Here is a 12,344-nt window from a genome sequence, read left to right as displayed (position 1 = left end):
GCCCGCTTCGTCGTCGGGTCGCTCAGCCGCGGTAGGCGGCCCACTCCTTCTGCATGCGGGCGCCCTGGCCCGCGGTGAACTGCGTCATGCAGCTGTCGTAGGAGTAGTCCATGAAGTTGTGGATCGGGTCCTTGCCCGACGCCTTGCAGCTGTCCCGGCCGGTCGGGCACTTGAATGCCGGCGAGGACTCGGCCGGGGTGTCGCTCACGTAGTCGCCGGGCGCGTCGCAGCCGCCCTCGAAGGTGTGGTAGAGCCCGAGCCAGTGTCCGGTCTCGTGCGTCGCGGACTGGCCGAGGTTGTAGTGCGTGAGGGAGCCGCCGGGGATCGTGGCGTAGTGGATGACGACGCCGTCCATCGTCGGCTTGCTCTTGTACTGCCACGGGAACGTCGACCAGCCGAGCAGACCGTCCGGCAGCGCGGCGCTGTAGAGGTTGAGCGTCCCCGCGGTGCCCTTGTGCAGCTTCGTCTTGAGCGCCTTCTCGTACGTGTCGGGCGCGTTGAACCATTTGCTGTTCGTGGTCCAGTCGCGTCCCTTGAGGACGAAGGAGAAGCCGGTCTTCGACCCGCCGTACGCCTTGTTCATGACGGCGATCTGCTGGTCGATGTGCTTGCGGCTGATGTCGCCCTTCTTGCCCTTTCCGGTGCGGATGACGTGGAAGTACACCGGGATCTTGTGGGTCGCCTGGATCGAGATGGGCGAGCGGTGGGCGAGCAGGGTCTTGAGCTCGCGGTCCAGGGCGGCGGCCTGGGCGGGGGAGACGTCGTTCTTGTCGCGGCGGTGGACGCCCGCGGACATGGTGCGCGCGGAGGCGGACGGGGTGGTGCACGAGGACGCGGCCGTTTTGGAAGTGGCGGTCGCGGCGGACGCGGCGCTGATCGGTAGCAGCGCGAGGGTGAGGGACGCGAATCCGGTCAGCGCGGCGGCTGAACGCATGTGGGGGGCCTCCTGGGAGGGGGACGGAGGAAAAGCGATGAAGCCGGAAATATTGCCAAATGAAGATCTCGAAGCGGTTAAAGCGCGCCGGGGAAATCTGGACGTATCGCCGTCTCTGCGGCATCCGCGCGCGGCCGGTGGGGACGGCCGCGGCGTTCACGCAGGCAGAGGGCCTCTAGACTGGGGTCGATCCGACTTCCGAAAGGCGTTCTCGGTGTCCGTCGAGTCAGTCGAGCAGTCCTTCGACACGGTCCTCGTTGTCGACTTCGGCGCGCAGTACGCGCAGCTCATCGCCCGTCGCGTGCGCGAGTGCCACGTGTTCAGCGAGATCGTGCCCTCGACCATGCCGGTCGAGGAGATGCTGGCCAAGCGGCCAAAGGCGATCATCCTGTCCGGTGGCCCCGCATCGGTGTACGAGCCCGGCGCGCCGGCCGTGCCCACCGGCCTGTTCGAGGCCGGGGTGCCCACGCTGGGCATCTGCTACGGCTTCCAGGCGATGGCCAAGGAGCTCGGCGGCACGGTCGCCAACTCCGACATCGCCGAGTACGGCGCCACCCCGCTCACCGTGATCGAGCAGGGCACGCTGCTGGCGGGGCTGCCCACCGAGCAGTCGGTGTGGATGTCGCACCGCGTCACCTGCAGCGTGCCTCCCGTCGGCTTCGCGGTGACGGCCAGCACCGAGAGTGCCCCGGTCGCCGCGATGGAGGATCCCGCCCGGGGGCTGTACGGCGTGCAGTTCCACCCCGAGGTCATGCACACCGAGCACGGTCTGACGGTGCTGAAGCACTTCCTGACCGCCGCGGGCTGCCGGCCCTCCTGGACGATGGTCAACATCGCCGAGGAGTCCATCGAGGCCGTACGCGCCCAGGTCGGCGGCAAGCGGGCGATCTGCGCGCTGTCCGGTGGCGTCGACTCGGCCGTGGCCGGCGCGCTCGTGCAGCGCGCCATCGGATCGCGGCTGACCTGCGTGTTCGTCGACCACGGGCTGCTGCGCAAGGGCGAGGCCGAACAGGTCGAGAAGGACTTCGTGGCCGCCACCGGCGTGGACCTGAAGGTCGTCGACGCCGCCGACCGCTTCCTCGGCGCCCTGGACGGGGTGACCGACCCCGAGACCAAGCGGAAGATCATCGGCCGGGAGTTCATCCGCGTCTTCGAAGAGGCGGCCCGCGAGATCGTCGAGGAGCACGGCGAGGCCGTGGAGTTCCTCGTCCAGGGCACGCTCTACCCGGACGTCGTCGAGTCCGGCGGCGGCACCGGCGCGGCCAACATCAAGTCCCATCACAACGTCGGCGGGCTTCCCGAGGACCTGCAGTTCTCGCTGGTGGAGCCGCTGCGGACCCTGTTCAAGGACGAGGTACGGCGGCTCGGCGAGGAGCTGGGCCTGCCCTCGGAGATCGTCTGGCGCCAGCCGTTCCCCGGCCCGGGCCTCGGCATCCGGATCATCGGCGCGGTGACGCGAGAGCGTCTCGACGTGCTGCGCGAGGCCGACGCGATCGCCCGCGAAGAGCTCACGCGCGCCGGCCTCGACCGCGACATCTGGCAGTTCCCCGTCGTGCTGCTCGCCGACGTCCGCTCGGTCGGAGTCCAGGGCGACGGCCGTACGTACGGCCACCCCGTGGTCCTGCGCCCGGTGACCAGCGAGGACGCCATGACCGCCGACTGGGCGCGGCTGCCGTACGACGTGCTGCAGAGGATCTCCACACGCATCACCAACGAGGTCGCCGAGATCAACCGCGTGGTCGTGGACATCACCAGCAAGCCGCCCGGCACCATCGAGTGGGAGTGACGGGCCGGCCCGTACGGCGGCGTCCGCCGACCGGTCGTCCTCGGCTGGTGCGCGGCGGGCGGGTCACGCCGGGGTGAGCACGCCCTCGGCCTCGAGTGCGGCGGCGACCGCGTTGACGACGGCGGCGATGCGCAGCCCCTCCTGGGTCGGCTCCCGCGAGAAGCGTGCTCGCGCAGCGTCTTCTCATGAAACTCCAGGCAGCGGCCGCAGCCGTTGATCGCCGACACGGCGAGGCATCACAGCTCGAAGTCGGCCTTGTTCACGCCCGGGTTGCCGATGACGCTCATCCGCAGTCTCGCCGGCAGCGTGGCGTACGTCTCGTCCCCGATCAGGTGGGTCGCGCGGTCGTAGACGAGGAGATCCGTGCCGCCGTACGCGCACGCCGCTGGCGGGTGCGCGTCCACGACGCCGTCGCGACCTCCCCCTGACGCCGCCGACGCGACGGCGAAGGGCAAGCTCCGGCCGTGCCGGCCGCCGGCCGGTGTGGTCCATACGGTCGCGATCCCGGCGGCGCAAGGGGCCCCGATCCTGGCCCCATTCGAGACGCTAATCGTTTAGATTGCTCGTTGATCACATTGTTCGCCGGACGGGAAGAAGGTCATGCGGAGCGGTCTGGAGCTCAACCCGGGGCTGGTGCTCGCCGGCCGATATCAGCTGGAGGCGCCTCTCGGCCGGGGCGGGATGGGGGAGGTGTGGCACGGCACCGACCTTCGCCTGCGGCGGGCGGTCGCCATCAAGGTCCTCTCCTCCGATCTGGCCGTGGACCAGAATGCGGTGGCGAGGTTCCGGCGGGAAGCGGAGACGGCAGCGGCGTTGCAGCATCCCGGCATCACCGTCGTCTTCGACGTCGACGTCCACCAGGATGCGACCGGCGCGACGATGTTCCTGGTGATGGAGTTGCTCGACGGAAGGGACCTGCGCACCCTCATCGGAGCGTCACCGGGTGGCCTCGCGATCCCACAGGTGCTGTCATTCGCAACACAGATCGCCGACGCGCTGGCCGCGGCGCATGGGCGTGGAGTGGTCCACCGGGACATCAAAGCGCAGAACCTGCTCGTGTCACCGGACGGCCGAGTCAAGATCTGCGATTTCGGCATCGCGCATCTCGTCAACGCCACGACGCGACTCACCATGAACGGCGCTTTCCTGGGGACCCCTGGCTACATGGCACCCGAACAGTTCCGCGCCGAGCCTACCGATCATCGAACCGACCTGTACGCCTTGGGCTGCGTCGTGTACGAGATGCTCACCGGATCGCTGCCGTTCAGCGGAGGCGAACTGCATGCTCTCATGTACCAGCATCTCAACCAGGCTCCGCCGGCACCGAGTCTCAGGCGCCCGGAGACACCCCCGCATCTCGACCGCCTGGTCCTCGACCTGCTCGCCAAGAGCCCAACCGACCGGCCCACGAGCGCCCAGGACGTCGCGTCGTTCTTGCGCTCCAGCACCGGCACCCATGGCCCGGAGCAAGCTGGCGCACCTCCGTTCGCGCACACATCTCCCGATTCGGGGCCCGTCGGCCGACGCGATGCGCTAGGTGATCACCGGCGTGCCCTCATCGCGGGCGGCGCGTGCCTCGCAGGGCTGGCGCTGGTCGGCGTCGGTGCCTTCGCGTTGTGGCCTGATTCCACGGGGAAGAAAACGGCATCGGGGGCGCCTCGGTCACGGCCGTCGAGCCAGGGCAGTGGTTCGGTGAGCCCGCAACAGACGGCGTCGGCCGGGGGAACGCCCCCGACTGGAATGGCGAAGCCCGGCCAGACCTTCCGGATCGGCCAGACCGCCATGGTGCCGTTTCTCAACGGCGGCGCCGAGAAACTGGCCATCACCGTCACCTCGATTGAGAAAGGTGCGGCCGGTGACCTCGCGGCCTTGAACGGTACCGGCGAGCAGACCGACGGGATGACGCCCTTCTACGTCCGATACACGGTCAAGAATCTCGGCGGTGGCGTCCCCGACCTCTCCGGTACCTCGATCAACATGGACGCCGTACTTCCGGGCGGGGCGTTCACCATCTCGACCCAGCCCCACGTCGCCTTCCCCAAATGCGCGGACAGCCCGCCCAACAATGGCCAACTGCCCAAGGGCTCCTCTTACCAGCCATGCGCGTTGTTCCTCGTACCAACTGGTATCGAGATGACCGGCGTCGAATGGGTGCAAGGCAGTTCTGATACCTATGACCACCCTCGTGGCGTCTACTGGAAGCAGTGAACGGACCTCCGGCAGAACGGATCAGGAAGGCCTGGCCGAGCGCGGCGCGACGAGCCCTCAGCGTTCGCCGCTCCGGCGGATGAGGCGCCAGAGGATCAGCAGCAGCGCCAGTCCGGCGACCAGCGGCACGACCCGCTTGGCGACCGAGGGCCCGGCGACCTCGAGCAGGTTGATCGGCTCCGCCTCGGGCCGGGCCGCCGGGGCACCGACGGGTTTGCTCGTGGTGGCCTTCTCCGGCGCGCGGGCGGCCTTCGCGGCCGACTTCGCAGGGACGCCGGCCCCGTTCCCGGTCGCCGTCTCCTCGGGGGCACCGGGCGCCGTCTCGGCAGCGGCGCGCTCCGGCGCACCGGTCGCCGCCTCGGCCTGAGCGTCGCCCGCAGCCCGTTCCGGCGCGCCGGGCGCCGTCTCGGCCGTGGCCTGTTCCGGCGTACTGGGTGCCGTCTCGGCCGGAGCATCGGCCGCGGCCGGCTGCGGGGTACCGGCCGGCGTCTCGGCGGGGGCGCTCGTCGCGGGCTGCGCGGGGACGGCGTCTTCTGTGGTGGCCGCGGTGGAGGTCTCCGCCTCGATCCTGGCCTCGGCGGGAGCGGCGGCCTCGCTCGCGGTCGGCGTGCCCGCGGCGGTCTCGCCCGCCGTCTCGGCGGCGGCCGGCTGCTCGCTCGCCAGCTCGGTGGCGAGGTTGTCGGCGAAGCGACCGATCAGCTTGCCGCCGACCTCGGCGAGGATGCCCCGGCCGAACTGCGCGGGACGTCCCGTGACGTTCAGCTTGGTGTGGACGGCGACCCGGGTGTGTCCGTCCTCCTCGTGCAGCGTGGCCTGCACCGTCGCTGCGGCGGTGCCCGAACCACGGGCTTCCTTGCCGGACGCCTCGATCGTGACCGTGTGGGCCTCGTCGTCACGGGATGAGATGCGGGCGGTGCCCCGGTAGGTGATGGTCATCGCGCCGAGGCGCACCTTGAGGCGGCCGGTGAACTCGTCGGCCTCGGCCGCGTCGAGCGCCGCTCCGGGCATGCAGGGCGCGATGCGCTCCACGTCGAGCAGCACCTGCCAGGCCTGTTCCACCGGCACCGGAACGGTGAACTCGTGGTCGAGTTCCATGCCTTGCCTCCTCGTGATCGGTGGTCTGCGGGCGACATTACGGTGGTCTTCGCCGCATACGCCACTGAATGTGGCGAGGACCCGTCCCGGCCGCGCGCGGACGACATGCCCCGGGCCGACGGCGGGGCCGGCCCGGCGGATGTCGCCCGCCGCGTCCCACACGGCGCCGCACTCCGCTCACACCGGGAGACCTTCCCGGGGCGAGCGGAGCAACACCGGTGGCTCAGAGGCCCGATGCGGTCGCCAGGGCGCGGGCGGTGAGGACCTGGGCGAGATGCCGTCGGTACTCCGCCGAACCGTGCAGGTCGCTGGGTGGGCTGGTGCCGTCGGGGGCGTCCTGGGCCGCCGTTCGGAACGCCTCCCGAGACGCCGGGCCATCCGCGACGGCCGTCTCCACGGCGTACGCCCGGACCGGCGTCGGCCCCATGTTCGTCAGGCCGATCCGCGCCTCGGCGACCTCGCCGTCCGTGCGCCGGACGAGGCACGCGACCCCGACGATCGCCCAGGCCTGCGCCGTGCGGTGGAACTTCTCGTAGTGGAAACCCCAGCCCGTGTAGGCCTTCGGCAGCCGGACACCGAGGAGGATCTCGTCGGGTTCCAGCGCCGACGTCAGGTAGTCGGCGAAGAAGTCGCCCGCCGGGATCTCCCGTGCCGACGTGACGAACACCCCGTCCATGGCGAGGACGACGCCGGGCAGGTCGCCCGCCGGGTCGGCGTGCGCGAGGGACCCGCCCAAGGTGCCCCGGTGGCGTACGGCGGGGTCGGCGACGGTGGAGGTCGCCGCAGCGAGCAGCGGGGCGTGCGCGCGGATCAGCGGATCGCGGAGCACCTCGTAGTGCGTGGTCATGGCCCCGACGAAGACCGAGTCGCCGTCGTCGCGCACGCCGCGCAGCTCCGGGACGGCCGAGACGTCGATGAGCACCTCGGGGTAGGCGAGGCGCAGGCGCAGCAGCGGCATCAGGCTCTGCCCGCCGGCCAGTACCTTGCCCTCCTCGTCCGCCTCGCGGAGCGCGGCGACGGCGTCGCCGAGCGAGGACGGCCGGACGTACTCGAACGGTGCCGGGATCATGCCGCACCTCCTGCGGATCCGAGCGGGCGCTGCCGTTCCTGGACGCTGGCGTGGCGGATCATTCCGCACCTCCCGCTGGTCCGAGACCGCCGCCGGCACCTGGCGAAGGCGCGCCTTCGGGTGGAGTCTGTCCGCGTGCGGTGTGCAGGGCGCGCCAGACGCGTTCGGGCGTGCAGGGCATCGGCACGTCGTCGACCCCGTACGGGCGGAGGGCGTCGACGATCGCGCCGACGACGGCCGGCGTCGAGGCGATCGTGCCGGCCTCGCCGACGCCCTTGACGCCGAGCGGGTTGGTGGTCGCCGGTGTCTCGGTGCGGTCGGTGGTGAAGGTCGGCAGGTCGGCCGCTGACGGGACGAGGTAGTCGGCCATCGTGGTCGTCGTCAGGTTGCCGTCGGCGTCGTACACCGCCTCCTCGTACAGCGCCTGCGCGATGCCCTGTGCGAGGCCGCCGTGCACCTGTCCCTCGACGATCAGCGGGTTGACGACCTTCCCGACGTCGTCGACGGCGACGTACGAGCGGATCTTCGCGAACCCGGTCTCGGTGTCGACGTCCACCGCGCACAGGTGCGTGCCGTGCGGGAAGGAGAAGTTGTCCGGGTCGTGGGTGGCGTCGGAGTCCAGGGACGGCTCGAACCCCTCGGGCAGGTCGTGCGCCGCGAACGCCGCCAGCGCGACCTCCTGCAGCGTACGGCTCTGGCCGGGGACGCCCTTGACCTTGAACGATCCGCCGGAGAACTCGAGGTCGCCCTCGGCGGCCTCGAGCAGGTGCGCGGCCATCCGGCGCGCCTTGTCGACCACCTTGTCGCAGGCGTTGTAGAGCGCGACCCCGCCGACGGCGAGGGACCGCGAGCCGTACGTGTCCATGCCCTTCGGTGAGATGCCCGTGTCCCCGTGCAGGACCCGGACGTCCTCGAACGGCACGCCGAGCCGGTCGGCGGCGATCTGCGCCCACGCGGTCTCGTGCCCCTGCCCGTGGGCGGAGGACCCGGTGACGACCTCGACCTTCCCGGACGGCAGGATCCGTACGGACGCGTGCTCCCAGCCGCCCGCGCCGTACGCCAGCGAGCCGAGGACCCGTGACGGCGCGAGCCCGCACATCTCGGTGAAGGTCGACACGCCGATGCCGAGCTGGACGGGGTCGCCGCGGTCGCGCCGGTCGGCCTGTTCGGCGCGCAGCTTGTCGTAGTCGAACAGCCGCATCGCCTTCTCGGTGGCGGCCTCGTAGTTGCCGGAGTCGTAGGTCAGCCCGGAGATCGTGTCGTACGGGAACTCCTCGTGCCGGATCCAGTTGCGCCGGCGTACCTCCAAGGGGTCCAGGTCGAGCTCGGCGGCGAGCTCGTCCATCATCCGCTCGATGCCGAACGTCGCCTCGGGCCGGCCCGCACCCCGGTACGCGTCGGTCGGCGTCTTGTTCGTGAACACCCCACTACAGGTGAAGGAGTAGGCGTCCATCTTGTAGATGCCGTTGAACATGAACGCCCCGAGCAGCGGAACGCCGGGCGTGACCAGCATCAGGTAGGCGCCCATGTCGGCGAGCAGGTCGACCTTCAGGCCGCGGATCCGGCCGTCGCGGTCGGCGGCCAGGGACAGCCGCTGGATCTGGTCGCGGCCGTGGTGGACGGCCATGTTGCCCTCGCTGCGCGACTCGGTCCACTTGACCGGGCGGCCGAGGCGCTTGGCCAGCAGCAGGCAGACGACCTCCTCGCCGTACACCTGCAGCTTCGAGCCGAACCCGCCACCGACGTCCGGCGCGATCACCCGCAGCCGGTGCTCGGGGATGCCGGTGACCGTGGCGAGCATCAGCCGCAGGATGTGCGGGATCTGCGTGGCCGACCAGAGCGTGTACTCGTCGCCGACGGCCGAGCAGACCACGGCGCGGGGCTCCATGGCCGTCGGGATCAGCCGCTGCTGGACGTAGCGGCGCTCGACGACCACGGGCGCGTCCCGGAACGCCGCGCCCAGGTCACCGGCCTCGAAGACCCACGTGTAGCTCTTGTTCGTGCCCTTGTCGGCGTGGACGAGGTCGGCGCCCTCCGTGATCGCCTGCTCCATGTCGACGACGGCCGGCAGCGCCTCGTAGTCGACGTCGATGGCCTCCAGTGCGTCGGTGGCGGCGTACCGGTCCCGGGCCACGATGGCGGCGACCGGTTCGCCGACGTACCGCACCTCGTCGACCGCGATCGGCGGGTGGTCGGGCAGGACCATGTCCTCGGTGACCGGCCACGCGCACGGCAGGCTGCCCTGCTCGTCGGCGAGGTCCGCGCCGGTGACGACGGCGATCACCCCGGGCCGCGCGCGGGCGGCTTCGACGTCGATCCGGCTGATCCGGGCGTGGCTCATCGGGCTGCGCAGGAACGCCACGTGGAGCAGGCCGGGCAGCTGGATGTTGTCGGTCCAGTTGGTCTTCCCGGTGATCAGCCGGGCGTCCTCCGAACGCTTCCGGGCCCGCCCGACCTCGCCGGTCGCGTCCGGCGTGACCTGCCCGGCGACGGCTTCTGACACGACCTCGCTCATGACCGGGCCTCCTCGGCCTGCCGCATGCCGCCCGCGGCCCGGTGGACCGCGCGGACGATGTTCTGGTACCCGGTGCAGCGGCACAGGTTGCCTTCGAGCCCGTCGCGGATCTCCTCATCGGACGGGTCGGCGTTCTCCCGCAGCAGGTCCAGCGCGGCCATGATCATGCCCGGGGTGCAGTAGCCGCACTGCAGCGCGTGCTCCTCGTGGAACGCCTGCTGCAGGGGGTGGAGGTTCTGCCCGTCGCCCAGGCCCTCGATGGTGGTGATCTCATGGCCGTCCGCCTGGACGGCGAGGACGGAGCAGCTCTTGACGCTGAGGCCGTCCATCAGGACGGTGCAGGCCCCGCAGTTGGACGTGTCGCAGCCGATGGGGGTGCCCACCTTGCCGAGCCGTTCGCGTAGGTAGTGCACGAGCAATAGGCGTGGCTCGACCTCGTCTTCGTACTTGACACCGTCGACGTCCACCGACACACGCGGCATTCGTCCTCCCAGGAAGTGCGTTTCGGACACGGACAGGCGGATCCGGGGAGGCCGTTCGGGCGCGCCGAGCCCGTGCTCGACCGCCCCACGGGCGCCGACGTCGTACGGGTGCCGACGTCCAGGCCGGGGCGGCGCGCAGCGGTCCCCGGAGCACGGTTCGGACGCGGGGCGTCAGCCGTGGTTGAACCGGTGGTGCGTGTTCACCTTGTGGCTGCGCCGGGCGCCCTCGCGGTGCTTGCGGCGGATCTTGGCGCTGGCTCGTCGGATGCGTTTCGCACGATTACGCGACATCACTGGCTCCAGTGGCAGGAGGCGTGTGTTTCAACGTAAGCCGGGAATGCCGGGTTAGGCCAGAGGGAAGACAAAAAGTGGACGCCGGTTGACCGTGCCTGGGCGGTGTGGCGAACGCTTCCCCCGGGACACCAGCGCGAAGGCCACAGCCGGGTCATGAGGCCGTCTGACCAGGAGCGTTCGCGGGGACCTGCCCACGATCATCACGGCCTCGCCTCGTCGCCGGCCGGTCCGCGACGAATTAACCGGGCTTTTCGGTAAACCTCGCTACTGTCGGGCTCTTCGCCGTGGACGCGATACGTGCTGGGTGAACAGCGGCGGTCATCCTCTTCCCCGCCATGCGCCGTTCACCGGGTCGTCGTTGACACCACGCACCAGACCAGCAGGAGGCCGTTTTCGTCGCGGGGGATCCGACAGACCACCCAAAACGGTGGCATTGTGTTGTTCCGTCGCTTTTGAACGGAGGGGTTGTGACCAGTGTCGAGGAGCGCGTCGCCGACGATCCGTCGGCGGCGGAGGGGACGGTGCGCGGCCGCGTGCGCCAGGCCCTGACGCACGCGGCCGCGCACCGTGTCTTCCTCGCCGTGCTACTACCCGCCATCGGGCTGCGCCTGGTGGCGATGCTCGGATACCGCGGCGCCATGTGGTTCCCCGACTCGTACGACTACGTCAGCGGGGCGCTGACCCTCACGCCCAACCTGATCCGGCCCAGCGGCTACTCCCTGTTCCTGTGGCTGCTCTCGCCGTTCCACAGCCTGACGCTCGTCGTGCTCGTCCAGCACACGATGGGCGTGGCCGTGGGCGTCATGGTCTACGCGTTGCTGCGCCACCGCTTCGCGCTGCCCACCTGGCTCGCGTCCGCCGCGGCGATCCCCGCCCTGTACGACGCCTTCGGCATCCAGCTCGAACACCTCGTCCTGTCCGACACGCTCTTCACCTTCCTGGTGACGCTGGCCGTGACCCTCGCCATGTGGCGGAGCACGCTCAGCACCCGGCGGGCGATCCTCATCTGCCTCCTCGTCGGCCTCGCCGCCGTCACCCGCTCCGTGGGTCTCCCGGTCCTCATCCTGGTGCTGGCCTGGCTGGCCGTACGGCGGGCGGGCTGGCGCGCCGTCGCCGCCGGCCTCGTCGCCGGGCTGCTGCCGATCGTCCTGTACGCCGGATGGTTCAACTCCCGTACGCACCGCTTCGCGCTCACGTACAGCACGGGGATCTTTCTCTACAGCAGGACGATGCCCTTCGCCGACTGTAAGAAGATGAAGCCCCCAGTCGACGAACTCCCGCTGTGCAGCGACACGCCCCCGGACAAGCGGGGACGGTCGCAGTTCTACATCTGGGGCCGGATCTCGCCGTTCCACCGGCTCGGCAAGCACAAGTTCACGGCCGACACCGAGGCCCGCGCGGGTGACTTCGCCAAGCGCGCGATCCTCGCCCAGCCCGGCGACTACGTCGGAACCGTGACCTCCGACCTGCTGCGGACGTTCCGGTGGAAGCACCCACCGTTCCCGGAGAAGACCACCTACAGCTACTACCTCTTCCAGCAGCACCCGCCGCAGCCGCCCCACACTGCAGTCCGGCGGATGCGCCCGTACGACCGGGGCCACCTCAACACGCACGTCGTACGGCCGTACGCCCGGATCATGCAGGTGTACCAGCGCTACTTCTTCCTGCGCGGCACGATGTTCGGCCTGATCCTGTTCGTCGGGCTGGGGGCGTTCCTGCGCCGGCGGTGGGAGGCGCTGCTGCCCTGGACGATGGCCGTCGTCGCGATCGTCGTGCCCCCGACCACCGCGGAGTTCGACTACCGCTACGTCATCCCGGCGGTCCCCGTCGCCTGCATCGCCGCCGCCCTCGCCTTCCTCCGCCGCGACGACGCCGCTCCCGCGCTGGGAAGTGGCGTGGTCGCCTCGCTGCGCGGTTACGTGCGTTCCGGGACGGATTGGGCGATGAAGAAGCGTCGGTAG

Annotated in this window: 9 protein-coding genes; 3 read left to right on the top strand and 6 right to left on the bottom strand. The window is 70.5% G+C overall.

The annotated features are described in order from the left end of the window. Positions 1–22 precede the first annotated feature (22 nt). The gene (locus ACQP2O_RS47780) at positions 23–934 is read right to left on the bottom strand and encodes a zinc metalloprotease (protein WP_433176271.1); all 912 of its coding nucleotides are present in this window, start codon (positions 932–934) and stop codon (positions 23–25) included. Between the two features lie 214 nt (positions 935–1,148). Here ACQP2O_RS47780 and guaA point away from each other — a divergent pair, with 214 nt between their 5' ends. Beyond that, on the top strand, positions 1,149–2,720 hold the full coding sequence (gene guaA, locus ACQP2O_RS47775) for a glutamine-hydrolyzing GMP synthase (RefSeq protein WP_433176270.1): 1,572 nt from the start codon (positions 1,149–1,151) through the stop codon (positions 2,718–2,720). A gap of 236 nt (positions 2,721–2,956) precedes the next feature. Here guaA and ACQP2O_RS47770 read toward each other — a convergent pair whose 3' ends face one another. Next, on the bottom strand, positions 2,957–3,175 hold the full coding sequence (locus ACQP2O_RS47770) for a hypothetical protein (RefSeq protein WP_433176269.1): 219 nt from the start codon (positions 3,173–3,175) through the stop codon (positions 2,957–2,959). 145 nt (positions 3,176–3,320) lie between these two features. On the opposite strand from ACQP2O_RS47770, the gene ACQP2O_RS47765 reads away from it, so the two are divergent. Further along, positions 3,321–4,928 (top strand): serine/threonine-protein kinase, encoded by a 1,608-nt coding sequence (locus ACQP2O_RS47765; RefSeq protein WP_433176268.1) that lies wholly within the window; start codon positions 3,321–3,323, stop codon positions 4,926–4,928. 57 nt (positions 4,929–4,985) lie between these two features. On the opposite strand, the gene ACQP2O_RS47760 is transcribed toward ACQP2O_RS47765, so the two are convergent. The 4 genes from ACQP2O_RS47760 to ACQP2O_RS47745 all read right to left on the bottom strand — a co-directional run bounded on the left by ACQP2O_RS47760 (position 4,986) and on the right by ACQP2O_RS47745 (position 10,089). Next, positions 4,986–6,023, bottom strand: coding sequence for an SRPBCC domain-containing protein (locus ACQP2O_RS47760; RefSeq protein ID WP_433176267.1), 1,038 nt, complete (start codon positions 6,021–6,023; stop codon positions 4,986–4,988). Positions 6,024–6,246: 223 nt separating this feature from the next. After that, positions 6,247–7,092: an FAD binding domain-containing protein gene (locus ACQP2O_RS47755; protein ID WP_433176266.1), complete on the bottom strand. Its 846-nt coding sequence runs from the start codon at positions 7,090–7,092 to the stop codon at positions 6,247–6,249. Between the two features lie 58 nt (positions 7,093–7,150). Continuing rightward, complete coding sequence (locus ACQP2O_RS47750; protein WP_433176265.1) at positions 7,151–9,607, bottom strand: xanthine dehydrogenase family protein molybdopterin-binding subunit; 2,457 nt, start codon at positions 9,605–9,607, stop codon at positions 7,151–7,153. Then, a complete protein-coding gene (locus ACQP2O_RS47745; RefSeq protein WP_360892292.1) occupies positions 9,604–10,089 on the bottom strand; it encodes a (2Fe-2S)-binding protein in 486 nt (161 codons plus the stop codon). Before ACQP2O_RS47745 ends, ACQP2O_RS47750 begins: the two co-directional genes overlap by 4 nt. A 761-nt stretch (positions 10,090–10,850) precedes the next feature. Here ACQP2O_RS47745 and ACQP2O_RS47740 point away from each other — a divergent pair. Continuing rightward, positions 10,851–12,344: a hypothetical protein gene (locus ACQP2O_RS47740; protein WP_433176264.1), complete on the top strand. Its 1,494-nt coding sequence runs from the start codon at positions 10,851–10,853 to the stop codon at positions 12,342–12,344.

It is taken from the genome of Actinoallomurus sp. CA-150999 (genome assembly GCF_050942425.1).
Classification (GTDB): Bacteria; Actinomycetota; Actinomycetes; order Streptosporangiales; family Streptosporangiaceae; genus Actinoallomurus.
This window is presented reverse-complemented; position numbering and strand designations above follow the sequence as displayed.